Origin of the sequence: Micromonospora citrea (assembly GCF_900090315.1) — a bacterium.
GTDB lineage: Bacteria > Actinomycetota > Actinomycetes > Mycobacteriales > Micromonosporaceae > Micromonospora > Micromonospora citrea.
Genome location: NZ_FMHZ01000002.1, coordinates 2,889,466 through 2,915,173, shown reverse-complemented (window position 1 = coordinate 2,915,173; position 25,708 = coordinate 2,889,466). Strand labels below are relative to the sequence as shown.

Below are 25,708 nucleotides of genomic sequence, written 5' to 3'. Positions count from 1 at the left end.
ACGGCTCTCCTTCCAGCTCTCTTCTCGGCACGGTCACCCGCCCAGCATGTCGTGCAGCGTCGCCTCGTCGGGCAGCTCGAAGCCGAGCACCTCCCGGGCGATCCGCTCGGCCTCCGCCCGCCGGACCGGCAGCGAGCCCCCGGGGCCGGGCGGTGCCCCGCCCGCCGTCCAGTGGGCCGAGCGTTGTCCCCGCTCGGACGACTCGACCACCCCCAGACCAATCACCGTACCGTCGGCGGCGAGCAGGGCGTAGTAGGCGATGACGTACCCGAACTCCTCCAGGTAGGTCTGCCCGAGGGTGTGCGGGCGGGTCGGGTACGCCGGGGGCTGGACCGGTTCTGCCGGTCCTGCCGGTCCTGCCGGCGCCTGCGAGGGCATCGGCGGCATTGGCGGAGGCGGCGGAATGGGCGGAGCTGGCGGCTGCGGAACCACGGCGGCTGCGTGCGGCGGGGTTGGCTGTGGCTCCAGGTGAGCGAAGCTCCGGCTCATCAGATCGAGGAACTCCCGCACCGTCATCGGCGTCGGGTGATCGCAATTCCACGGGTTGCGCAGCCGCACCTGACCGTTGTCGACCGCGACCACCTCGTAGGCGTGACCGGCGTAGAGCCCGTGCGGAAGCTTCTTACGGATCGATGCGGGGTAGTCCGTTTTCGACCTGGTGGTGGTGATCACCGGGCTGCCGGCGGCCAGCAGTGCGGCCAGCCGGGCCTCGACGGCTGCCTCCCGTCCCGGCGTCGGGTCGAACTGTTCGGCGCGGCTCGGCACTCCGGAGAGCTGGGTAAGGAGCTCAGCCTGCATTTGCGAGGTGCTGCCGACGTTCAACCGGGCGTATGCGGTCGGCGCGGCCACGTGCGGATCGTTCGGGCTGTGCCAGGAGGACCAGTCACGCTGCCACTGCTGATGGCGTTCGGTGCTCCAGGTTCGATCCACCGCCGCGAGCGCCTTCTCCAACAGCGACGCCCAGGAACTGCCGTTCTCGGCCTGGTCGGCGTAGGCGGTCGTGCCGCCGTGGCCGGGACGGAGCGGCACGTCCGGGCGCACGGTGATCCGCAGTCGCCGGCCCGTCGGGTTGATCGCGTCGCCGAGCAGGGTGCTCTCGTGCAGCAGCACGTCGACGGTGCCGTCCGGGTTGGGCCGGAAGAGCTGGGCGATCGCGTCCGGCCGGTGGCCGGCGACGGCGGCCACGGTGGCGAGCATCCCGCAGTCGCCGAGCATGCCCTGCCGCACCTGCTCCCGGCGGGGCGGCCCGTCGAAGAGCGGCGCCGGCTGACCGGTCTGCGCGTCGCGCGCCCGACCGTACTCGGGGGCGGACTGGCCCGGCTCCGCGGCCGGCAGCGTGACCCGGTCGGCGACCACCGCGGTCTCACCGGCCGTGACGGTCGCGTCGACCTCGACATCCATCGGCGGCGCGCCGGGCACCAGCCCGCGCAACGCCCGGGCGAGCACGTCCGGCACCAGGGCCAGCACCCGCGCGTTGGTCAGGTAGTGGAAGTCGTGCGTGTTCAGCACCGCCATGGCGGCGGGGTTCGCGCCGTACTCGGCCCGGAACGCGACCCGGGCGCGAACCCGGTCCTCCGTCAGCAGCGACTGCCGCCCCACCTCCGTGTCCAGGTCGAAGGCCGTCCGAGACTCCGCCAGCCGGAACTCCGGCGCGCCGTCGAGCACGTACGGGCGCAGGTCGAACCGGCCGGTCAGGTCGACGTACACGCCCTGGGCGGCGATCCGGTCGGCGAGCTGCGGATCCACCTGCCGGATCAGATCCAGCTGGGCCGGCGGCATGGCGACGATCTGCCCGGCGCAGGCCGGCATCCGGGGCAGGCTGGACTGCGCCTGCTCACCCTGGACGGCCAGCTCCCGCAGCCGGGCGTCCACCGCCGTGGCCGAAGGCACCTGGGAGTCCGGAGCCAGCCGGGAGCGGTAGTCGATCGCGCGGAAGCGCTCGGCGGCGCTCGTCGGGTTGCCGCTGAGCACGTCGGCGATCGACTCCGGAGTCACCTGCGGCGCGCTCAACTGCATCAGGTGGGTGGCCACGTCGCCGGGGAGGACGCCCCAGCGGGCGTACGCGTCCGGGGTGCCCAGGCGCAGCCCGAGATGGTCGACCAGGGCGTCGATCTCGGTCCGGAGGGTGAGCCGGGTCGCCGGATCCACGCCGGCATACGACGCGGCGAGGATCCGCAGCTCGGCCAGCCTGCCGTGGTCCTGCGCGGTCAGACCGGCCGGGTCGATCGGCCCGTCGCGGTGGTCGGCGTCCAGCTGACCGACTAGCGCCTGGCCGGATTCGTGCAGCGCCACCAGCTCCGCCACCTCGTGCGCCAGCGCCCGGGTGACCGCGGCGTCGGTCGCCCGGTCCGACACGGTGAGCGTGAACGAGCCGTCCAGGTTACGCACCGTCTGGGCCACCACGCCGTCGGCGAGCGGGCCGGCCGCCACGCCCAGCGACAGCGGGTCCAAGCCGGCCACCCGCACCTCGAACCGGTCCGGGGCGACCGCGACGATCTGGTCCGCCCGCGCGGCGCCGGCCACCGTGGGCAGCGCGGCCCGGGCCGCGTCCACCACCGCCGCGGCGTCAGCCGCCGGCCGCCCGAGCCCGTCGAACGACGAGTTCGGCACCGCGGTGGTAGCGGTGCGGGCCAGCTCGACGTGCGCGTACCAGGGGTGCATCAGGTCGAGGAAGGCGCGCACCGGCATCGGCGTGGGGTGGCTGTTGTTCCACGGGTTGCGCAGCTGCACCTGACCGTTGGCGACGCCGACCACCTCGTAGGCGTGCCCGGCGTACAGGCCGTGCGGAAGCGTCGCGGTCTGGTACGCCGACGCCGGCTGGGTGCCGATGATCACCGGACTGCCGGCGGCCAGCAGTTCCGCCAGCCGGGCCTCGGCGACGGCCTCCTGACCAGGCGCGGTGTCCAACTTGTCCACCGACGTCGGCAGTCCGGTCAGCTGGGTGAGCAGCTCCGCCTGCAGCAGTCGCGAGCTGCCGGTGTTCAGCCGTGCGTAGCCGAGCGGAGCGGCCTGGGTGTCGGCCACGTCGGGCCCGCTGGTCCACAGTTGCTGCCACTCGTCGTGGCGTTCCGGCGTCCAGGTCCGGTCGATCGCGCCGATCGCCTTCTCCAGCAGTGACGCCCAGGCCACGCCCACCGACGACTGGTCCGCGTACGCCGTCCCGCCGGCCGAGCCGGGTCGCAGCGGCACGTCCGGCTGCACGGTGATCCGCAGCCGCCGCCCGGTCGGCGTCACCGAGCGGCCGGGCAGGCTGCTCTCGTGCAGCAGCACGTCCACCGTCCCGTCCGCATTGACGTGGAACAGGTCGGCGAGCGCGGTGGGCAGGTGACCGGCCACCGCGCCGATGACCGCGAGCATGCCGCAGTTGCCGAGCATGCCCTGCTGCACGTCCTCGCGCTTGGGCGACCCGTCGAACAGCGGCGGCGGCTGGCCGGTCTGGCCGTCGAGCGCCTGCCCGTACGCCACGGCCGGGGTGCCCGCCTCGGCGGTCGGCAGGGTGACCCGGTCGGCGACCACGGCGGTCTCCGTCGGGCCGACGACGGTGGCGGTGGTCTCCGCGGTCGTCGCCTCGGCGATCGGGCTGAACGCGCGCAGCACCCGGGTCAGCGCGTCCGGCACCAGGCCCATCACCCGACCCGCGCCCAGGTAGTGGAAGTCGTGGGTGGCGAGCAGCGGGACCGGTTGGCCACCAGCGAGACCGCGTAGCGCGGCGTGTGCCCGGACCCGGTCCTCGACGAGCAGCGCCTGCCGGCCCGCCGGCGTCCCCAGGTCGAACGCCGCCCGGCCGTCACCCAGGTCGATTTCGGGCTGGCTGTCCGCCGCGTACGGCCGCAGGTCGAACTGGCCGGTCAGGTCGACGTACACACCCTGGGCGGCGATCCGGTCGGCGAGCTGCGGATCCACCTGCCGGATCGCGTCCAGCTGTGCCGGCGGCATGACGATGATCTGCCCGGCGTACGCCGGCATCCGCGGCAGGCTGGTTTGGGCCTGCTCGCCCTGCACCGCAAGCTCGCGCAGCCGCGCGTCGAGATCGCCGGTCGAGGGCACCTGGAAGTCCGGGGCGAGTCGGGCCCGATAGTCGATCATCCGGAACCGCTCGACGTCGGTGAGCGCCGGACCGCCCTGCAGCACCCGGGCGACCGACTCTGACGTCACCGACGGCACGCTCAGGCGCATCAGGTGCGCGACCGCGTCCCGCGGCATGGCGGCCCACCTCGCAGGTGCGGCCGGATCGCCCACCCGTAGGCCGAGATGGTCGACGAGGGCGTCGATCTCGGCGCGTACGGCGAGCCGGGTGGCCTGGTCGCCGGTCTCGTACTCGGCGGCGAGCAGGCGGATCTCGGCCATCCGGCCCCGGTCGTGCGCGGTGAGCCCGGCCGGGTCGATCAGCCCGTCGACGTTGCCCGGGTCGAGCGGGCCGACCAGGGCCTGCCCGGACTCGTGCAGCGCCACCAGCTCGGCGACCTCGTGCGCGAGCGCCCGGGCGATCACGCCGTCCACGGCCCGGTCGGAGACGGTCACCGTGAAGGACCCGTCGGGATTGCGCGTCGACTGGGCCACCACCCCGTCGGTCAGCGGGCCGACGGTCAGCTCCACCCACAGCGGGAACAGGCCGACCGCGCGCACCTCGAAGCGGTCCGGCGCGACCGCGGCGACCTCGTCCACCCCGGCGTACGGGGCCACCTGCGGCAACGCGGCGCGGGCCGTGTCCAGCACCGCGGCCGGGTCGGCCGTCGGCCGCCCCAGACCGTGGAAACCGGAGTTCGGTACGGCCGCCGCCGTGATGCGGCCCGGGTCGGTGCCGTTGCCGGGGTCGCCGCTGCCCTGCGGGTTCGGGCCGGCCCCCGGGTCGGTGCCGTTCGCCGGGTTGGTCGCGGTCGGGTCGGTCTGCCCGTTGTCGGGGGTACCGAAGAGGCGGGAGAGGAGGCCGGAGCGGCGGTGGGTCTCCGCCAGCCGCTCGGCCAGCCGGTCGGTGGCCGACTCGGCGGCGCTCAGGCGGCCCTCGAGCCGGTCGGCGGCCTGCTCCAGTTCGGCGATCGGCTCGTTCAACCGGTCGATGACCTGGTCCACCCGGTCGGCGGCGTCCCGGGCGTCGCTGCGCGCGTCGAACCGGCTGCGTACGTCGTCGGTTGCGAGGCCCTGCCGCTTGGCGTGCCACTTGGCCAGCCCGATCACCGGCGCCGCGATCACCGCGGCGGCGGGGATCACCGGCGCCAGCGGACTGGCCACCGCCACGGCGACCGCGGTCACCGCGGCGGCGGTCACCCCGGTGGTCAGCACACTCGACGCGAGGTAGGTGCGCAGGCGGGGAATGCCCGGTGGACGAGCGTCCTCGGCGGTCCGCCGTTCGGCCCGGAGCGTGCGGAGCTGCCCTGTCCGGCCGGCGCGGTCGCCGCCGAACTCCGCGACCACCTGCTGGGCCTCGGGGGGCAGCTGCGCGACCCGGTCCGGTGCCCCGAGCATGCCGTCCCGCAGCCCCAGCCGGTCGATCACCGCGTGCAGCTCGCGCAGGGCAGGCTTCAGCGAGACGGGATCAGCGGTACGCACCTGGTGCGCGGCCGTCTGCAACTCCCAGGCGTCGGCCCTGCTCGGCCGTCCCGGACCGGTCGCATCGGGCGTACCGCCCGGGTCCGGTGTGGCTGCCGGATCCGGCGCGGCAACGGCCGGGTCGGGGGTCGTGCTACCGGGCGTGGTCGACGTTTCGGCCGACCCGGTCGACGCGGTGTGCCTCTGCGCCAGCCGGTCCATGGTCGCGTTGATGTCGTCGAGGCGCCGCGAGGCCGCGTCGAGTTGCCGAGCGGCGTCGGTCAGGGCCGTCGCCGACGGGCCGGCGATCCCTTCCACCCGTGACGTGGGGTCCGTCGCCGGGTTGGGTCTGGCCAGGTCCCAGGCCCGGCGGGCGTCCTTGATCCGGGCCTCGACGCGCTTGAGCAGCAGGTCACGGAGCGGACCGGCGAGCCCACCGGCCAGCATGTTGACCGGCCCGGCCCCGGGGGCGACCTGGAGGGCTCTGGCCAGCCCGACCGTCGTCCCGGCCTGAACCAGAGGGCCGGGCGTCTGTTCGACGGCGTAGACCCCGATGCTCGGCACGTCGCTCGGCCGCTGGGCGCTGTCCGTCGCGTGTGCCGGCGGGCGGGTGAGCAGCCGTGCCGCCCGGTCGGTCAGGCCCGGACGCCCGTGCCGCTCGACCACCGGTCGCAGCTCCGCCGGCACCAGCTCACGGCGCTGATCCGCGCCCGGCGTGCCCTCCCGCAGACCGAGCTGGTCGACCAGGACCCGCAGCTGCCGGGCCACCGACGGGCGGGCCAGCGGGCCCGCGGCCTCGTGCCGCGCGGCAAGCTCGGCAAGCCGTCGCAGCGATGCCGTGTCGCGTGGGTCGCGGGATGCGGCAGCGGCCGGGTCGGTCGACGTCGTCGGATCGGTCGACGCGCGGGGCTCGGGGGCCGTCGTGACGTCCGGCGCGGCCAGCCCCGCCCAGGCCGGGTCACCGACAAGCAGGCGGCGGAGCGAGTCGGCGAGGCCGCTGCGGCGCTGCGACTCGGCGAGCCGGCGTTCCAGGTCGGCCAGGCGCTGCTCCAGGTCGGCCGTCCGTCGGGCGGCGGCCGCGGTGCGGTCGGCCACTGCGCTGATCGGGTCGGCGAGCGCCTCTGCCGCCTGGGACAGCAGCGCATCCGCCGGCAGCGCCGGGTGTTCCGTGTCCCAGGTTTTTCGGGCGTCGCTGGCGGCGGCCTCCTTGCGGCTGATCACCGGATCGACCGCCACGCCGGTCGCCACCGCGGCCAGCGCGCCCGCGATGCCGAACCAGCCGAACTTCAGCTGGCCGAGGAGGTTACCGACCTCCACGATGGTGGCGGCCGTCAGCAGGTTCGGCGCGGTCTCCACCACCGACATCCACCAGGGCGCGACCGTGCCCGGCCGCTGCCCATCGGCCGCCTGACGGCCGAGAACGACCTGGGCCCGCTCCCGGACAGCGGCCGTCCGCGAGTCGCCGAACCGGTCGACGAGCGGCCGCACGTCGGCCGGCAGCAGGTCTCGGCGCTGGCTCGCACCCGGCGTCCCCTGCCGCAGCCCGAGGTTGTCGAGCAGCGCCCGGATCTCCCGGCCCGTGCTGAGCCGGGACCAGGGCCGCGCCCCGTCGTGACGGGCGACAAGACTGCGCAACTCGGCGAGCCGTCCGTGCTCGTGCGGGGTCAACCCGACGACGGGCGGAACACTCTGACCGTCGGGCGAGGTCGGCGTACCGCTGCCGGGATCGCGGCCTGCCGGCGCCGAGGGGTCCGCGCCGACTGGCGGGAACCGGCGGGGCCGGCCCAGCAGCCGGTGCCGGCGCTCGCCCTGGCGGAGTTGCTCCTGGACGGCCGCGGCCTGCTCGCCGAGCCCGGTCACCGCCTCGCCCAACTCCTGGAGCGCCGAGGTCGCGTCGTCGGTGCGGGCTGCGAGCGACCCCCCGGTGGTGGTGTCCGTCTCCGCGGCGCTGCGGGCGTCCTGACGGGCGTCGTACCGCGCCCGCCGGTCCTCGGCGGCCAGGCCGGCCCGCTTGCCCAGCCACTTCGCCGGCCCGGTGGCGATCGCCCCGACGACCGCGCCGGCGCCCAGCATCAGGGCGACCTCCGGCCGGCCGCCGGCATCCAGGGTGAGCTTCGCCGCCAGCGCGGCCAGGAGAGAGTTCACGGTGAAATGCGTGACCAGGTACGTCCGCATTCGGGGGAGACCGGTGGGGCGGGCGTTCGATTCCGCTTCGGCGGCGCGGCGGTCGGCGCGCAGCCGGGAGCGCTCGCTCGTCCGGGCCGAGCGCTGGCTGGTCGCGTCGGCCAGCGCGGCCCGCGCCTCGGCGGGTAGGGCCGCGATCCGCTGCTCGGCGCCGAGCATGCCGTCACGCAGGCCCAGCCGGTCCACGAGGGCGGCCAGCTCGCGTCGCGCAGCCGACCGGGACCACTTGTCCGCGGTCCGGACCTGGTGCGCGGCCGTCACCAGTTCGGCCGCGTCGGCGGGGGTGAGCGGCGTGACGACCGATGCGCCCTCCGCCAGCGGCTGCCCGAGGGTGGCCAGCTCGGCGACCTCGTGCGCCAGCGCACGCTCGATGACCGCGTCGGCAGCCCGGTCGGAGACCGTCACCACGGCCGTGCCGTCGGTGTCGAACACGCTGGCGGCGACCGCACGGTCGGGCACCGGGGCGCTGGTCACCCGGAGGTTGAACTGACTGCCGTCGGCGCGGGTGACCTGGTACGTCCCGTCGGTCAGTGCGGTCACGGCCTGCACGCCGGCGTGGGCGGCCACGTCGGGCAACGCGGCCCGCGCCCGGTCGAGGACGGCGTCAGGATCGGCCTGCGCCCGCCCCTCGCCATGGAAGGCCGTGCCGGGCAGCGCGCTCGCGGTGATCGGTCCGCTCGTCGCCGCGCTGCCGTCGGTGGACGTGTCGGTGCCGTCCACGGTTGCCGGCCGCGCGGTCTGGTCGGTGTCGGTGTCGAGGCCCGGTGCGGCCGTGTCGACGTCGACATCTGCGTTGGCGTCGACGTCGACATCTGCGTCGGCGTCGGCGTCGGCGTCGGTCGAGGTCAGTCCGGCTGGTCCACCTTCGGCCACACCTGCCGCCCGGTCACCCGGCCCTGCCGGCGTGCCGCCGCGTACCGCTTCATCACCAGGGGTGGCGGCAGGCTGGGATGGGCCGTCACCACTCCCGTCTCGTCGATGATGAAGACCCCCTGGCCCAGATGCCTGCCCTGCGCCCGGTCCTGCGGAGAGAGCGTCTCCTGGGCCGCCCAGCCGAACTCGAACGGGAACACCGCGACCGGGTTGCTGGTCCCCAGCAGGCGGGTCATCAGTTGCCGGGCTTCCTCCCTGGTCATCGGCATCGCTCGGTTGCACCTCCTTGACGGTCTGCTCGCCGGCTGTCTCCTCGGTCGACGGGTCGTCGACGGTCGGGTCATCTGGCGGCAGATGGCCGTCTAGGACTGGATCCCGCCCCCCGCTGGCCAGGCCTTCTCGTCCGCCTCGCGGGCCATGATCCGTCGTAGCACCGCCCGGAAGGCCATGTCTTCCCGCTGGTCCGCCACCCGGTACGTCCGGTCCAGCTTGTTGATGGTCAACTGCCGGTCCATCGTCGGGTGTCCGAAGAGGTAGCGCACCTCCTGGTCGGTCTCCTCGGCCTTGCGGAAGCGTTGCAGTATCGCCATCCCGGTGTCCCCAATTATCAAGATCCTCCCCGGTGCGCTCGGGGACGTTCTGTTCCCAGTTGAACCGCTCGTTCGCGTACGCGTGCGCCTCAGCGTACGTCGCATTCGGGTGTTCGCGCTCGTAGCGCGACTCGCGCAGTTCGTGCTCGAGCAGCACCACGTCCTGGGGCAGCGGCTCGCCGCCGCGGAGGCGGATCCACGCCTCGGCGATGTCCGCGTCCGGCTCGAAGCGGCCGAGCTGGTGGCCGACCACGTCCCCGTTGTCGTCGTAGACGTTCAACAGATGCTCGTTGACGAACAGATGCTGTTTGATCTGTTGGATCTCGGCCGCGCTGAAGCCGACCGAGCCATCGTCGCGCGGCACCTGCGCAAGGTTCTCCGCCATCTGCGCGACGTCGGTCGGATCGGACCGGAACACCTCGTACGCGCGGGCCGCCCAGCGATCCTGGGCTGTCACGTCGAGCACGTTGCGCGGGCGGATCGCGCCGCCGCTCTGCGCGGCGTCCGAGCCCGCGGTGGTCGACGTGTCGGCCGCTGGGTCGTCGATGGTCGGGCCGCCTGGCGGCAGATCCCCGTCAACCCCGCTTCCGTCGGCAGCGGAGGCGGCGGCCGGCTGGTCCTGGGCAGCCGTGGTGTCAGCGGCGCCCGGCTCGGAGTTCTGGTCAGCCGGTGCGGTGGAGTGCGGCGGCACCGGGTCCGGCCCGGCGGTCGGGGCGTCGGTGTCGCTCCGGGTGACGCCCGGCGTGACCGGGTCACCCTGGGCATCGAGCGTGATGGACCAGACGTTGTCGACACCGTCGCTGTAGATCGGGCCGGTGTCGGAGACCGTTCGCGCCTGAACGTCGACCCACACGATCGTCCCGTTGTGGTTCACCGCGTTCCAGGTGTGCGCCCGGCCGCTGGCGTCCGTGGAGGTGGTGATGATGAGGGCAGCCGAGCCGTGGCCCGCGTCCCGAAGAGCGGCGGCGACCTCGGCCAGCCCGGACGTGCCGGTGCCGCGGTGGCTGAAGGTGGTGCGCAACGCCTGTTCCTGCCGGGCGGTGCTGTCGCGCTCGACGGTCGCCGCGTCCGCCGTGGCCGCTGCCACCTCGGGCCGGCCGAACCAGGTGGACAGGAAGGAGAGACCGGCGTCGGCGCAGTTCCGGTCCCGGCCGGGAACCGTCGGCCCGCCGTCATTGACCAGACCCGCCCAGTTGCCCACGCGGGGGTCAGGGTGCACCTTCGGCCGGCCGGTGTCCGGGTCGCGGGGCACGGCATCGTCCAGCGCCTGCTGGTCGGCCTGCTCCGGCGGCACCAAGCCCTGCGGATCCCCGTACGGGCGGGAGTCGCTCAGGGGTCGCCCGTTGCCCACCACCCCAGGCACCGGCGGCTGGTAGTTCGCCGGCAAACGCTCCGTGTCCTCGACCGGATCGACGTTGAACTGTGGCAGGAAGTGTTCGCAGGAACGGCACGGGGACCGGTAGTGGCCCAGGTCGTATCGAACCCCGGCGTCATCGAAGCCGGTGGCGACCTGGTGTGTGACAATCTTCGACCCCCGGAAGGCGTCCAGGGCGAACTGTTCGAAGGCCCCCGGCTCGCCAGCCTTCCGCCATTGCTGCTCAAGCCGGTAGAGCTGATCCGACACCAGCGCGACCTCGGCGCACTGGCCGTGGCCGGCGCCGACGTCGTTGCCCAGGGCAGCTTGGGTTCGGCCGAGGGCAGCCTGAGCGAGCGGGTGTACCGCCGGCTGGGTTGGCGGCTTGGTGCCCTTGTCGGGCCTCATGCTGGTGTGGGTGGTGATGTCGCCGTTCGGCATCATCAGCGCGCCGGCCATGCCCGGCATCTTGCCCTTGGAGATCGTCTTGGCCTTGACCGACGTCCGGACGGTCTCGGCCAGCGTCCGGGACGCCTCGATGAGCATCCGCTCGGCGTCCGGGCCGGTCGGGTCGCCGGGGACGGTGATCGGGTCGAGGTGCCAGCTGTAGGTGCCACGACCGGTCGGGCCGGTGGAGCGGGTCAGCGTGGTGGGGTCGACCGTCCCGTTGTTGGCGTTCGGCGCGGTCGGGGTGCCGCTGTTCGGATCATTGTTGGTCGACACCGGGACGAGCACCACGCCGTCGGCGGAAGTCGGCTGGGCCGGAACGGCATCCGTCGTCGGGTCCGTCGTCGCGTCGGTGTCGGCCTGCTGGGCTGCCGACGGGTCAGGCGTGCTCGACGGGTTGGTCCCGGTCGCGTCGGGGACGGCCGGCGCGGCGTCCGAGCGGGTCGAGCCGTCCGGCGCTGCGGCGACGTCCGTGGGCCCGACACCGACCCGCGGGGCGAGCCCCTCCGGCCGTCCGGACGGGTCGGCCTGGCTGGTGCCGGGCGGGCTGGTCGTGCCCTGCTGCGCCGGGGTGCCCTGCTGCGCCGGAATGCCCGGCTGGTTCGCTGCGTCCGGCTGGTTCGGGGTGCCCTGGTTGGTGTCGGTCGGCGCGGTGCTCGTCGTCGGGGCGCTGGTCGACGGCGTGGTGGCGGGCCCCAGCGAGATGGAGCCGGCCGAGTTCGCCGTGGTCGGGTTGACGGTGGGTGTCGGGCGGCCCGTGGTCGGCTGCGTGTTCGTACCGGTGTTGGTCGCCGGCGCGGCCTGGGTGCCCGTCCCGGTCTGGCTGCTCGTGCCCGTGCCTGGCGCGTTCGCAGCGGGCGCGTTCGTGGTCGACGCGTTCGCGGCGGGAGCGTTCGTGCTGGCGGTGGGCTGTGCGGTCGTCGTTGTCGTCGACCCGACAACGGCCGGGTTCGTGGCGGTGCCGCCGCTGCTCGGCGTCGCCGGCACGGTGCCGGGAGGCCCACCGGCTACGGAGGTGCCCGCCGTCGTGCCAGGTACGACCGCGGGCGCCTGGTCGCCGGCGAGTGGATCAGCCGTGGAGTCCGACGTGGTGTCGCTCGTTCCGAAGTGGTCGGTGGTCTGCGACGACGGAACATCCACCGTGGACTCGGAGGACGGCCCCGTGGAGTTGCCGACGTTGGTCGTGGACGCCCCGTCCCGGGTGTCGCTGCTGGTCGAGGAGGCCGAGTCGGAGCCCGTGCCCGTACCGGCGCCGACGGAGCCCTGGTCGGTGACCAGGCCAGTGCCCGATGCATCGGCGGCGACCGGGGTACCGGCGGCCGGCGTACCGCCGTTCGTGCCCGGATCGGTGCCCTGGCTGGTGCCCGTGGTCGACGTGTCGGACGTGTCCGCGGCCGGCGGGGCGCCGGCGTCGGCCGTCGGTGGGGCGAGCGAGATCGACCCGGACCCGGTGGTCGGAGCGTTGCTCGGGCCGGCGTCGGCGCTCCCGTCGCCCTGACTGCTGCCGCTCGAACCGCTGCCCGAACCCGAGCCGGACCCGCTGCCCGAGCCGGACCCGCTGCCCGAACCCGAACCGGAGCCCGAGCCGGACCCGCTGCCCGAACCCGAACCGGAGCCCGAGCCCGACCCCGAACTCGAGCCGGTCCCGCTGCCGGAACCGGAACCCGAGCCGGACCCGCTGCCCGAACCCGAACCGGAACCCGAGGTCGAACCCGCGCCGCCGCTGCCGGTTCCCGTGCCGCTGCCGGTTCCCGCGCCGGCGCCGCTGCCCGTTCCCGTGCCGGCGCCGGCCCCCGCGCCGTTGCCGAGGTTGCCGAGGTTCGCCCCGCCAACTGCCGGGTTCCCGGTGCCGTTGCCAGTCCCGGTCCCCGCACCCGGCCCGGTGCCGGGGTCGAAGCCGGCGAGCCGGTTGTGCAGGTTCGCCATGCCGCTGCCGAGGTTGCTGGCCGCCATCGTGGCCCCGCCGCGACCGGCGCCGCTGGCGAAGCCGCCGAGGAACGCGTCGGCTCCCGGCATGCTCCACTGCTGGTTCACGAGGCCGTTGGCCAGGACGCTGGCGGCGGGCGAGATGACGGCGTTCTGCGCACCGGCGGCGAGCGAGTTGCCACCCCAGCGGACGACCCCGGCGCCACGGAAGTTCATCGAGGGAGGGCTGAACGAGACCGGCATCCGGGGCGCCACGTTGTTGCGGGCGAAGCGGGTGCCGGCGTTCAGGCCGGTGCCGAGGACCGCGCCGATGGCGCCACCGACGCCCGCGGTGGCGGTGCGGCGGACGTCCCACTCCGTCCGCGTGCCGGCGTTCATCTGGTATGCCTGGGCGCCGATGTCGATGATGAGTTCCTCGCCAACCTCCTTGGCAAATTCAAGAGCAACCCGCCGGCCGGCGTTGCGTAGCGCCTCGCTGGTGAGCCGCCGACTGATCTGGGTGCCGGCGGTGCGCAGGGCCGCCTGCATCCCGGCGCGGGTGAGGAGTTGCCGGCCCATCTGCGCGATCAGCCGCCGGAACGCGACCGTCACGGCCTGCCGGCCGGCGGCGAGGATGCCGGGGATCGCTCCGGCCGACACCCCGCCCAGCCAGGCCATCAGCAGCGCCACGAAGACCGCGATCACGGTGATCATTACGGCGATGAGGACCGTCAGCTTCGCGTACTCGATCTCCATGGCCGCGTTGTCGCAGCCGCTGGCGAAGGCGGACGCCGCCTCCTGGATCAGCGGCAGGCCGGTGCCCGGATCGACGCCGACCTGGTTCCAGAGCTGGCCGAACGCCTCGCCGGCGCCGCCGCCCCAGTTCTGGAGGATCTTCATGGCGGCCGGGTCGGCGTCGGCGAGGGCGTCGTTGATCGTCTCGGCGAGGCCGTTCCACGCTTCGGCGAGGTCGCGCATCCGGTCCTCGTCGCCGGTGGGCCACGCCTCACCGGCACTGACCCAGCAGATGGCGTCCCAGACCCACCCGTACTCGCCGAGCGAGTTCTTGGGATTCGGTACCGCCACCCGTTGTGCCTCTCTGCCCTGACCTGACCGACCGGAAGTGGGAGGTTACTTGTCCTTGCCGCCGAACCACTTGTCGACCGTGTCGTCGACCTCGACGGTGCCGTCGACGGCGTTGGTCACGTCGGGACCCAGCACCTTGACCAGGTCGACGATGGTCTTGCCGCCGGTGAGGACGTTGGTGGCGGGGGCGTCGTCGCCGTTCAGGTAGTGCTTGTTGAACTCCTTGCCCGGCTCGTCCGTGCCCCAGGGGGCCGAGGCGTTGAGCGAGGAGATCGTGGCCGCGTGCCGCGCCCAGCGGCTGGCCAGCGTCGAGCCGGCGGCAGCGAGCTGACGGGCGCCGTCCCGCGCGCCGTCGGGATTGACGAAGGTCTCGTTCGGGTCACTCATCGGTCGTCCTCCTTCGGAAGATCGCTGTCCAACTGGCGGAAGATGCCGTCCAGGTCGTGGTCCATGTACGCCTGGAACTGGCTGTCCGGCACGAAGGGCCGCAACAGCTCCTCGACGTCGGCCATCGCCTTCTCGGTCGCCCGCCGGATCGTGTCGGTGACCGTGGCGGAGAGTTCCTTCGAGTTGGGCCGCCGGTAGATGCGTGGGTCGAACTCCACCTTGACCACCTGGCCCCGGGGGCCCACGGTGACGGTGACGAACCCGTCGTCGGAGGTGACGGTGGCGTTCACGGCCTTGAGTCGTTGCTGGAGGTCACCCACGCCCGAACGCATCCGCTCGAACTGGGCCATCAGCTCGTCGGCCCGGGCGCGCAGCGCCTGCGTGTCCATGACGTCCTCCCCCTGCACGTCCATGTGCCGCCGCGATCCGACCGACGGCGTGACAGGTCGACCATACTGAACCGGCGCGACATCGGGTATCCGTCCCAGGTTCGAGGCTCGCTACCATGCACCGACGCCGTGCAGACGGGAGGTGAGCGCGGAATGGCCCTCGGCCGTCGTACGTCCGCAGTTGCCCTGGCGGTGGCGCTGACGGGCACGAGCATCCTCGGCACGCCGGCGCGGGCCGTGGCGGCCCCGGCGGTCTGCGACAACCCGAGCGATCCGGGGCAGGTCATCAGAGAGACCCCGTGGCACCAGCAGTGGCTCGCGCCGCAACGGGTCTGGCCGTTCAGCACGGGCGCGAGGGTGCGGGTGGCGGTCATCGACTCCGGCTCCGACAGCAACCACGCCCAGTTGAGTGGCCGGGTGGCCAGGGGCTTCGACGCGCTGCGCGGCACCGCCGGCGGCGACGTCGACTGCGTCTCGCACGGTACGGCGGTCGCCAGCCTCATCGCCGCCCGTCCGCAGGACGGCGTCGGCTTCCACGGCTTGGCCCCGGACGCCACGATCGTCCCGATCCGGGTCAGCGAACGGGCCGGCAACGAGGGCGGGGGCCAGGGCGAGAGCGCCTCCACGGCGGTCTTCGCGCAGGCCATCCGCCGGGCGGTCGACGATGGCGCGGACGTGGTGAACATGTCCGTGACGCTCTACCGCCCCGACCCCGCCGTCGAGAGCGCGATCCGCTATGCGCGGGAGAAGGACGTGGTGCTGATCGCCGCCGCCGGCAACCTGCACCAGGACGGCGAGCGTCCCGACCCGGTGCCCTATCCCGCCGCCTACGAGGGTGTGATCGGGGTCGGCGCGATCGACCAGCAGGGCGCGCGGGTGAAGCAGTCGCAGGTCGGGCCGTACGTCGATCTCGTGGCGCCCGGCGGCGCGGTGGTGGCGGCGACCCGTCTTTCCGGCCACGCGGTCTGGAGCGGCACCAGCTTCGCGACCCCGCTGGTGAGCGCGACGGCCGCCCTGATCCGCGCCGCCGAGCCGGGCCTGTCGGCGGAGGAGGTCACCCGCCGGCTGGTCGCGACGGTGGACCCGGCGCGCGGGAATCCGGAGCAGGGCTACGGACGGGGCGTGCTGAACCCGTACCGGGCGGTCACCGAGCGGCTGACCAAGGGGGCTCCGGTGGCCCAGCCCCCGCTGCCCGATCCGTCGTACGACCCGGTGGCGCAGGAGCGCGCGCAGCGGTGGGGCGTCTTCGGCCGGGTGGCGCTCTGGGGCGGGCTGGTGGTGGCGGCGATCGCGCTCGCCATCGGCTCGGTGGCCTCGTTGCTGCCGCGCGGACGGCGCCTGCGGTGGCGGCCGACCCGGCCGACGATGCCGCCACCCCCGGACCGAGTGGTCGACGAGCCCGAGGAGGCGTTCTTCCGGGTGCCCACCTCGCTGCCCCGCGGCTGAGGACGACCCCGAGGCGGAGCCTGCGTGGTCAGGGCACGCGCCCTGGGACGGGCCCGCGTCGTCAGATGGGGGAACGACGATGGCCCGGCACGGGGCCGGGCCATCGTCGTAACGGTGGGGCTCAGTCGCCGAACTTCGCCCGGTTCGCGGCCTCGCGGGCCTGCATCTTGGCCGCCGACTCGCGCAGCGCCTTCTCGATCCGGCCGAGCAGGTCACGCAGGTCGTTGGCGGCCGACTCCCAGTCGCTCTGCCGACGGAAGTACGCCTCGCGGGCGTCACCGTCCCAGGTCGCGAGCAGCGGCGCGATGCCGGACTTGAGCCCGTCGAGCTCGCCGGTCAGGTTTCTCATGGCACCGCCGCAGCTGTCCGCCGCGGCGTTCAACGCACCGAAGTTGTAACGGATCTCCATCTCGGAACCCCTCCCCGTCAGAGCTTGAGCGCGGCGGTGATCTGGCCGGCGGTGGCACCGGCAGAGTCCATGTCGGACCGGATCTCGTCGTCGCTGACGTCGTAGTCCTTACCGGCGGACCCGACGGCCTCGGCGATGGCCCGCAGTGCCACGTTCAGCCGGGCCATGTCCTGGTCGAACCGCTCGCGAACCTGCTGGAACGAGCCCGCACCAGCGCCCTTCCACTGGTCGTACAGCGGCGTGAGCTGGTCCATCAGCCCGTTCAGGTTGCTGGTGAGCCGGTCGGCGACGGCATCTACGTCACCCTCGGTCTTCACCATAAGGCCGGTGTCGGTACGCATCGTCATGGTGGAGTCACCCCCGTCCTCGTCGATCGCCCCGCGTCGCCGGGGGCAGCCATTGTTACGGCGCTCGTGCACCATCTCTCGTACGAACCGTAACGGGTCGCGTCCAGCCGACGCTAGGCCGGTCGGCGTTGGGACCCGCAAACGTGCGCCACTGTGGCGGGTGCGGTCACTCCGGGTCCAGCGCCCGTTTCGCACTCGCCGGGTCGAGCGCGGGACCGGCCGGTAGCCGGACGACCAGGCTCGCCGGCAGTTCGACGGGCCGCACACTCTGGTAGCCGAGCATCCCCGGCACATCCTCGGAGGCCAACGGATACCGGTAACCCAGGTCGGTGACCAGATTCAGGGTGCCGGCCGGGGCGTCCGGCGACGGCATGGCGGCGACCAGCACGCCGTACCCCGGTTCGATGACCACCCGGTCGGCGAGCGGGATGCCGTCGCCCGTCTGCTCGCGGGTGCGTACCGGCTCCTTCACCGGCTGCACCTGGGCGTCCAACAGCAGGGTCGGCTCGTCCTGCCCCGGTTGGTAGCCGGCGCAGACGGCCGGCTGGTCACCGGTCAGCCGAGCGACCTCGGGGCGTTCGTCGGGCGCGCGGTGACGCCCCGCCGCAGGGACCGACGCCTTGGGAGCGGCTGCGGCGGTGCCGGCCGCGAGCGGTACCGCCCGGGGCGTCGATCCGCCCGGATACGACCGCCGCGTCTCCGGATCGGCCAGCAACACGTCGGCCTGCAGCGGGGTCAGCGGAGCCAGCCGCTCCCGGTCGGCGAGGTAGTACTGGCGGCTGCCGTTCTGACTCTCCACGACGAAGATCTGGCCGACCCTGGCATTCTGCAGCGCGTCGGACGGCTCACCCCGGCCGGCCACCGTCCGGGTGCCGATCGGCTCGCCGGCGGGCAGTGCGTTGAGCCACGCCCCGCCCACCTCGACCACCGGCTCCGCGGTCATGATGAGCCCTTCGAGGACGATCTTCTGGTTGCGGATCTCGTACCGGTGGTCGTGCCAGATCAGGTGCAACCGGCTCGTCTTGGTGTCCCGGGCCAGCAGCGCGGTGTCGCCCATCTCGCGTCCGCCGCTGGGTGCCCTGCCGACGGTGAGCACGGTGGTGGCCACGGTCCCACCGGCCTGGTTCCGGGCCGGCTGGGTGCAGAGCGTCCACGGCCCGGAGAGGATCCGCTTCGGGTCGGGCAGGGCGTCCGGTGCGTCCGGAATGCCGATCCGGGGGCCGCGCGGCGTGCCGACCAGCGAGTTCCGGGAGACGGAGACGGTGGGCACCGCCGACTCCATCGCCAACAGCGCGGACGAGTAGTTGACCACCGGGTGCAGCCGACCCTCCCGGTAGACGTACCGAGTGCCGGTCTCCTTCTCGAGGACGACCGCCCCGCCCGCCTTCCACTTGGTGGCGCCGCCGGGACGCAGCAGGCCGTAGACGCCCACCGCGGCGAGGCAGAGCACCGCGACCATGATGCCCGCGAAGCCGGCGCCACCGAGCCGCCGGAACGGCGCGCTCTCCGGATCAGGCTCGCGCGCCACGAGCGCGGACGTCATCCGCTGGACGAAGAACTGGTACGACTGGACCTGGTCCCGCCGCGACGGCATGGCATCCTCCCCTGGCGTACGGTCGGCGCGGACAGAAGCGCCGGACCGCGGTGCCTACGATAGGCACCGCGCCGAACACCGTGGTGCCGGCACCCGGTCGCAGCCGGCGACCAGAACGACCACGGCCCGAGGGAGTTCCGATGATCAGTCGTGACGAGGCGCTGGCCCGCGCCCGGGAGTGGGCCGCCGCCGGCCACCCCGGCCCGCCGCCGGAGGTCGACCTCCACGAGTTCGATCTTGGCTTCATCGCCTCTCGCCGGGAGCCCGAGCCGGAGACGGCGAACGGGCCGCCCCGGCCACCGTCGGCAACCGGACAACCCACAGCGGTCATCGACCGGGAGACCGGGGAGCTGTCCCAGTGGCCGTCGCTGCCCGCCCCGGCGATCGCCGAACGGTACGCGAAGCACCGCGCCGCCGAGGGCCGCTTCCCGCCGGACGTCCGCGAGGTGCTGGAGAAGGCCGGCTGGTTTCCCGGCCGGGACATGACGGCCGCCGTCGACCTGTGGCTGACCCGTTTCGCCGACGAACTGGCCGGGCTGGAGTTCTTCCCGGCGGCACGCGCCGCCCTGGTCGAATTCGGCGGCCTGCGCCTGCCCCAGTTCGGCGGGCACGGCGAGCCGGGAGGCGGCTTCGGAAGCGCCCTCCATCCCACCCGGGGCGGTGTGTTGGCGGAGGGCTCCGAGGTCTTCGCCGAGGAGTACGGCATCCCGGTCTTTCCGCTCGGCAACAACGCCGACGGGCCCTCGGAACTCGTCATCGACGCTCGGGGACGGGTCTTCCAGTTGCACTGGGCCGACGACTTCTTCATCGGCCCGGACATCGACACCGCGATCATCGCGCTCATCCGCGGTGGCAGATCGCCGGCGGTCAGCGACGTCACGCTGTGAGCGTCCGGGGCTCCGGAGACCTCGACGGACCGACGGCTGGCACCCGGCGTCAGCCGTTCAGCGCGCGCATGAACGCGTACAGGCCCAGCACGCTGCAGGCCACCGGCACCACGGCCAGTTGCAGCAGGATGTCGAGCATGTCGCCCAGGCGGGCCAGTCGGGGCGACGGGGCGCGCCGGCTGTAGGCGAGCCCGGCGCTGACCGAGAACCCGGCCGCGACCACCGCCACCGGCAGCACCGCCAGCACCCGCAGCACCGTTTCGGCGTCTGCCGCGCCGACCAGGGGCAGCAGGGCCAGCCCGACCAGGCCCACGGCGAGCAGCGGCACGCGGTGCCGGACGGTCGGCACCAGCCGGGCACGCAGCAGGTGACCGAGTGCGACCACTCCGGTCAGCAGCAGGGCGGCGACCGAGCCGTGCGCGGTGAGCACGATCAGGCCGCCGACGGTGACCACGAACGAGCCGAAGATCATGCCGGTGAGCACCTCGTCGGCCCGGGCGGTGGCCTGATAGACCAACTCGCGCCGGGGTTGCGGCTCGTCGCGCAGCAGGTCCTCGGCGGTGCGGGGCAGCGCCGGCATCGGAATCTTCCCGAGCCGTACGGCGAGCAGCGGCATCGCCGGCAGCAGCAGGGTCACGACGCTGACCACGATCGCCGCGCCCTGCGCCGCGTCCATCGAGCCGAGGGCGAAGAGGCCGCCGAGCATGCCCCAGAACCCGGCGAAGACCGCCGCCACGAAGACCCGGGTCGCGTCGCCGACACCGAGGAAGCCGAGCAGGCCGGCGAGGAGCAGGACGGCGGAACCGAGCAGCACGTGCGGCGCGCCGAGCGCCCAGACGGACTCCCCGGTGCCGATCACCAGGGTGCCGCCGACGAAGGCGTACGGCAGACCGGCGGCGGCGACCACGGCCCCGGCGAGGGAGTCGGCCATCGCCCGGGACAACACGATCCCGACCAGCAGCAGCACCGCGGCGGTGCCGAGGGCGATCACGCCACCGAGCCAGCCGGGCTCGTCGGATGCGACGATGACGGCCAGGCCGAGCAGCAGCAGCGCGCCGCCGACGATCAGACCGGTCAGCCGGGTCGCGAACGGGTTCCAGGCCACCCCGCGCCGGCGCGCGCCGTCGGCGACAGCCTCCATCAGATCGTCGTACGCCAGCTCGGGCCACTCGGTGCGGCGCGGCACCAGGTGCAGCGTCTCGCCGTCCCGGACGTTCTGCACGGCGAGCGTGCGGTTCAGGTCGACGGCGTTGCCGTCGGTGCGGCGCAGCGTCCAGCCACCGTGTGACGTCCCGTCCGACGGGTGCTCCTCCGCCTGCCGCAGCACGGCGGGAAGCAGCCTGACGAGCGGCAGATGCTCGGGCAGGGCGAGATCGAGCCGTCGGTTCGGGGCGACGACGGCGATGCGCACGAGACCGGTTCCGGCCTGGGTGACCACTGATGACCCCTCGGGACGGGGAGCGGACCGGATAGGGCCCGCGGCTGTCATGACGAGAGAAGGCTACCTACCATGTGCCGGTGGCGTGGGCGCCGGTTCGGTCCGATCGGGTCCGGGCGCGCCAGCGGGGAGGTCTGATAGGTGAGCACGGTCGTCGTGAAACGTCCGGCCCGGCAGCCGGAGCCGGATTACCCGTCCGGCGAGGTCCTGCTGGAGGCGCCACCCGAGGTGCCCGCGCCGAGTGGGCGTGCCTGGGGCCAGATGCTGATGGTGCTGCCGATGCTCGCCGGCTCGTTCGCGATGGCGCTGATGTTCGCCGGCCGTGGCGGCAGCACACTCGGTTACGTCATGGGAGGCCTCTTCGGGCTCTCCGCGATCGGCATGCTCGGCTCCCAGCTCGCCAACAACTCCGGCGGCCCGGGCAAGCAGGAGATGTTGCAGAAGCGGCGCGAGTACATGACGCACCTGTCGCGGCAGCGCCGCCGGGTGCTCAAGACGATCCGCAAGCAGCGGGAGGCGGCGTTCTACCGGCACCCGGATCCGGAGGCGCTCTGGTCCGTCCCGCTCGGGCCGCGGCTGTGGGAGCGCCGGCGCGGCGACGTGGACTTCGCCACCGTGCGCATCGGTCTCGGCCCGCAGGAGCTGGCCACGCCCCTGGTCCCGCCGCCGGCGACCTCGCTGGAGAAGCTGGAGCCGATGTGCGCGCTGGCGCTGCGTCGCTTCCTGACCACCTACGGCGAGGTGCCGGACCTGCCGGTGACGATGGCGCTCAACGGCTTCGCCCGGGTGCACCTGCGCGGCGACGACGACGCGGTGCGTGGGCTCGTCACGTCGGTGCTCGCCCAGGCCACCGCGTTCCACGCGCCGGACGACATGCTCGTCGCGGTCTGCGTCGCCGCCGACCGGCGGGCCGCGTGGGAGTGGACCAAGTGGCTGCCGCACGCGCTGCACCCGACCCGCACCGACGCGCTCGGTCAGCTCCGGCTGGTCGCGCCCTCGGTCACCGGGCTCGAGGCGATGCTCGACGACGTGCTGGCGAGCCGCCCGCGGTTCAACTCCTCCGGCGGCGCGCCCCAGGTGGGCGGGCCCCATGTCCTGGTCGTCATCGACGGCGGTGACACCGCCGGATCGGACCACCTGATGACCGAGGGTGGTGTTGAGGGGGTCACCCTGCTCGACCTCTCCCACCCGGCGCCACGGGTGCTGGACCGGGCCCGGCTGGTGCTCGACGTGACCGCCGACCGGCGGCTGCACAGCACCACCGTGGACGGTTCGGCGGAGATCGGGCGGGCCGACGACTGCCGGATCGACGAGATCGAGACGCTCGCCATGCAGCTGGCGCCGCTGCGCCTCTCGGCCGCGTCCCGAGGAGGCGATGCCCCGCTCACCGCCGAGCTGGGTCTGGCCGAACTGCTCAACCTCGGCGACCCGTACGACTTCGAGGTGGACCGGGCCTGGCAGCCCCGGCCGAACCGGGACCGGCTGCGGGTTCCGATCGGTGTGGGCGCCGACGGCGCACCGGTCGAGCTGGACCTCAAGGAGTCCGCGCAGGACGGCATGGGTCCGCACGGCCTGCTGATCGGCGCCACCGGCTCGGGCAAGTCCGAGCTGCTGCGCACGCTGGTGCTGGCGCTCGCCGCCACGCACAGCTCGGAGAACCTGAACTTCGTCCTGATCGACTTCAAGGGTGGTGCGACCTTCACCCGGCTGGACGCCCTGCCGCACACCAGCGCGGTGATCACCAACCTGGCCGACGAGCTGCCGCTGGTCGACCGGATGACCGACGCGATCAACGGTGAGCTGGTGCGCCGGCAGGAGTTGCTGCGCGCGGCCGGCAACTACGCCTCGCAACGCGACTACGAGAAGGCCCGGGCGGCGGGCGCCCCGTTGGCGCCGCTGCCGAGCCTGCTCATCATCTGCGACGAGTTCTCCGAGCTGCTCACCGCCAAGCCGGACTTCATCGACATGTTCGTGCAGATCGGCCGGGTCGGCCGGTCGCTCGGCGTGCACCTGCTGCTCGCCTCGCAGCGGCTGGAGGAGGGCCGGCTGCGCGGCCTGGACACCCACCTGTCGTACCGGATCGGTCTGCGGACGTTCTCGGCGATGGAGAGCCGGGTGGTGCTCGGCGCCACCGACGCGTACGAGCTGCCCCGGTCGCCGGGCCACGGCTACCTGCGCTTCGGCACCGAACCACTGGTCCGCTTCAAGGCCGCGTACGTCTCCGGCACCTACCGCAGCAAGACGGCCGAGGCGGTCGCCGCCGGTGACGGGGAGGAGCGTGTGCGGGAGTACAGCACCGCCTACGTCGCGCCGCCGGTGACGCGTACGGTCCAGGAGCCGACACCGGAACCGGCCGACACGGGCGGCGAGAGCGTGCTGGACATCCTGGTCGGCCGGCTCGCCGGCCGGGGTGCGCCGGCCCACCAGGTGTGGCTGCCCCCGCTGGCGGAGCCGCCGACGCTGGACCAGCTGCTGCCGCCGCTGACGGCGGACCCGGCCCGGGGCGTGACGGTGGCGCACGCCGGCCTGGTGGGCGAGCTGCAGGTGGCCGTCGGCGTCGTCGACAAGCCGTTCGACCAGCGCCGGGACGTGCTCTGGTTCGACCTGGCCGGCGCGGCCGGCCACACGGTGGTCGTCGGCGGCCCGCAGAGCGGCAAGAGCACCCTGCTGCGCACGATCGTCACCTCGTTGGCGCTGACCCACACTCCCCGGGAGGCTCAGGTCTACTGCCTCGACCTGGGCAGCAGCGCGCTCTCCTCGCTGCGCGACCTGCCGCACGTCGGCGCGGTCGCGACCCGGCTCGACGGCGGTCTGGTCCGCCGGACCGTCGCCGAGATGCAACTGCTGATGGGCGAGCGGGAGCGGCGGTTCGGCGAGCGCGGCATCGACTCGATGGCCGAGTACCGGCGGGCCCGCCGGCACGGCCAGCACACCGACGATCCGTTCGGTGACGTCTTCCTGGTCATCGACGGCTGGTCCACCATCCGTGCCGAGTTCGAGGACCTTGAGTCGACCATCAACGACATCGCCAACCGGGGTCTCTCCTTCGGCATCCACCTGATCGTCACCGCCGGTCGCTGGATGGACCTGCGCCCTGCCGTGCGGGACGTCTTCGGTACCCGGCTGGAGCTCCGGCTGGCCGACGCGGGAGATTCCCTTCTGGACCGTCGGGCCGCGATGAACGTGCCGGAGAAGTCACCCGGCCGGGGTATCACCGCCGATGGGCAGCAGTTTCTCGCCGCCCTGCCCCGCACCGACGGCGCGCAGGAGACGGACACGCTGCCTGAGGGAGGCCGCAAGCTGGTCAACGACCTGGCCGGCGCCTGGCAAGGGCCGGGCGCTCCGCCGATCCGGCTGCTTCCGGCGGTGGTTCCGTACGGCAGCCTGCCGGCCACCGGACGGCCCGGGGTGCCGATCGGTATCGCCGAGGTGGACCTCCAGCCGGTGCACCTGGACTTCGCCGCCGACCCGCACTTCCTGCTCTTCGGCGACGGCGAGTCGGGCAAGAGCACGTTCCTGCGGGCGCTGGCGCAGACGATCGTCGACCGCAACCAGCTGACCGAGGCCCGGCTGGTCATCGTCGACTACCGCCGCAGCATGCTCGGCGACATCAACACTCCGCACCTGATCGGGTACGGCTCGTCGGCCCAGCTCACCGAGGGCATCATCGCCGAGGTCGCCGGGGTGATGCGGGACCGGCTGCCGCCCAACGACGTGACGCCCGACCAACTGCGCGCCCGCAGTTGGTGGAAGGGGCCGGACCTGTACGTCCTGGTCGACGACTACGACCTGGTGGCGGGCGCGGGCAGCAACCCGCTGGCCCCGTTGCTGGAGTTCCTGCCGCAGGCCCGGGACATCGGTCTGCACCTGGTCATCGCCCGCCGCACCGGCGGTGCGAGCCGAGCGCTGTACGAGCCGGTGCTGATGCGGCTGCGGGAGATCAGCACGCCGGGCATCGTGATGTCCGGCAACCGGGACGAGGGTGTGCTGCTCGGCACCGTCCGCCCCGGGCCGCTGCCGCCGGGCCGGGGCTGGCTGGTCACGCGGCGGGAGGGCACCCGCCTCGTGCAGTTGGTGCACCTGCCGCCACGGACGTGAGTACCACGCGGGGTTGCCCGATGAGGCTATCGTCCACCAGAGTGGAACCATGGCGTCGCGGCTGGGGGACACAGCCGCGCTGTCAGCCTGTGAGCGAACGGGGAGGCAGATGGGCGACGAGTGGCTCGTCGACGAGAACATCGACGTCGACATCCAGCAGCTGAAGGACTTCGCGAAGGCCATCCAGGACGAGCTGGAGATCAATTTCCGGCCCAGCTTCGAGAACGGCGTACGCCCCATGCTCACCGTGCAGGCGCCGTTCGGCGGAGGTGGGCTCAAGGAGGGCAAGTTCTTCCGGGGCCGGCACGACGAGAGTCGCTCGGCGGTGGCGCAGATGCTCGGCGACGCGATGAAGGGCCTGGTCTCGCTCAGCACGGCCGCGGCGTCGATCTCCGCCGAGTACCTCACCGGGGACGCGCTGGCCCAGGCCACCAACGACGACGTCTACAACGCCTTCAACGGTGTCGACGGGCAGAAGACGCTCAACGACTACTGGCAGCAGGGCGGGGACGAGCAGCAGAACCCGGCCAGCACGGTCCCGCCGGAGGCCACGAACCCGGCGACCTACTACGGCCCGGAGGTCTGCACCGCGGACGACCCGGAGGAGACGCCGGACATGGACAAGCCTGACACCATCGGCGAGGGCCCCGGCTCCTACCGGGTCCAGGGCGACGACGATCGGATGTACGGCGACGATGTGGCACGCCCGGACGTGCGGTCCTGACGGTGGGCAGGGGACGGGAACGCT

The 25,708-nt window shown here is 73.4% G+C and carries 11 protein-coding genes; 4 read left to right on the top strand and 7 right to left on the bottom strand.

Annotated elements, in window-relative coordinates; translation table 11 throughout:
• Positions 1–33: 33 nt before the first annotated feature.
• Genes GA0070606_RS32495 through GA0070606_RS13280 form a run of 3 tightly spaced genes read right to left on the bottom strand, consistent with a single transcriptional unit; the run spans position 34 to position 14,741 of the window.
• Positions 34–13,965 (bottom strand): YwqJ-related putative deaminase, encoded by a 13,932-nt coding sequence (locus tag GA0070606_RS32495; RefSeq protein ID WP_091098765.1) that lies wholly within the window; start codon positions 13,963–13,965, stop codon positions 34–36.
• A 45-nt stretch (positions 13,966–14,010) separates the two neighbouring features.
• Positions 14,011–14,352, bottom strand: coding sequence for a hypothetical protein (locus GA0070606_RS13285; protein ID WP_091098761.1), 342 nt, complete (start codon positions 14,350–14,352; stop codon positions 14,011–14,013).
• Positions 14,349–14,741: a YbaB/EbfC family nucleoid-associated protein gene (locus tag GA0070606_RS13280; RefSeq protein ID WP_091107685.1), complete on the bottom strand. Its 393-nt coding sequence runs from the start codon at positions 14,739–14,741 to the stop codon at positions 14,349–14,351. Before GA0070606_RS13280 ends, GA0070606_RS13285 begins: the two co-directional genes overlap by 4 nt.
• 153 nt (positions 14,742–14,894) lie before the next feature.
• Between GA0070606_RS13280 and mycP the strand changes: the two genes are divergently transcribed.
• Positions 14,895–16,187: a type VII secretion-associated serine protease mycosin gene (gene mycP, locus GA0070606_RS13275; protein ID WP_091098757.1), complete on the top strand. Its 1,293-nt coding sequence runs from the start codon at positions 14,895–14,897 to the stop codon at positions 16,185–16,187.
• Between the two features lie 121 nt (positions 16,188–16,308).
• Here mycP and GA0070606_RS13270 read toward each other — a convergent pair whose 3' ends face one another.
• From GA0070606_RS13270 to eccB, 3 genes are all read right to left on the bottom strand, one after another.
• The gene (locus tag GA0070606_RS13270) at positions 16,309–16,596 is read right to left on the bottom strand and encodes a WXG100 family type VII secretion target (protein WP_091098753.1); all 288 of its coding nucleotides are present in this window, start codon (positions 16,594–16,596) and stop codon (positions 16,309–16,311) included.
• Positions 16,597–16,613: 17 nt separating this feature from the next.
• On the bottom strand, positions 16,614–16,943 hold the full coding sequence (locus tag GA0070606_RS13265; RefSeq protein ID WP_091098749.1) for a WXG100 family type VII secretion target: 330 nt from the start codon (positions 16,941–16,943) through the stop codon (positions 16,614–16,616).
• A 166-nt stretch (positions 16,944–17,109) separates the two neighbouring features.
• Positions 17,110–18,537 carry a type VII secretion protein EccB gene (gene eccB, locus GA0070606_RS13260; RefSeq protein ID WP_091098745.1) on the bottom strand — a complete coding sequence of 476 codons (1,428 nt, stop codon included), beginning with the start codon at positions 18,535–18,537 and terminating at the stop codon, positions 17,110–17,112.
• Positions 18,538–18,677: 140 nt separating this feature from the next.
• Here eccB and GA0070606_RS13255 point away from each other — a divergent pair, with 140 nt between their 5' ends.
• On the top strand, positions 18,678–19,424 hold the full coding sequence (locus GA0070606_RS13255; protein ID WP_091098743.1) for an SUKH-3 domain-containing protein: 747 nt from the start codon (positions 18,678–18,680) through the stop codon (positions 19,422–19,424).
• A 49-nt stretch (positions 19,425–19,473) separates the two neighbouring features.
• On the opposite strand, the gene eccD is transcribed toward GA0070606_RS13255, so the two are convergent.
• On the bottom strand, positions 19,474–20,862 hold the full coding sequence (eccD, locus tag GA0070606_RS13250; protein WP_091098740.1) for a type VII secretion integral membrane protein EccD: 1,389 nt from the start codon (positions 20,860–20,862) through the stop codon (positions 19,474–19,476).
• 141 nt (positions 20,863–21,003) lie between these two features.
• Here eccD and eccCa point away from each other — a divergent pair, with 141 nt between their 5' ends.
• Together eccCa and GA0070606_RS13240 are read left to right on the top strand one after the other, a co-directional pair.
• Positions 21,004–24,960 (top strand): type VII secretion protein EccCa, encoded by a 3,957-nt coding sequence (eccCa, locus tag GA0070606_RS13245; RefSeq protein ID WP_091098736.1) that lies wholly within the window; start codon positions 21,004–21,006, stop codon positions 24,958–24,960.
• Between the two features lie 109 nt (positions 24,961–25,069).
• Positions 25,070–25,684, top strand: a complete 615-nt coding sequence (locus GA0070606_RS13240) for a hypothetical protein (RefSeq protein WP_091098731.1) — start codon at positions 25,070–25,072, stop codon at positions 25,682–25,684.
• Positions 25,685–25,708 lie beyond the last annotated feature (24 nt).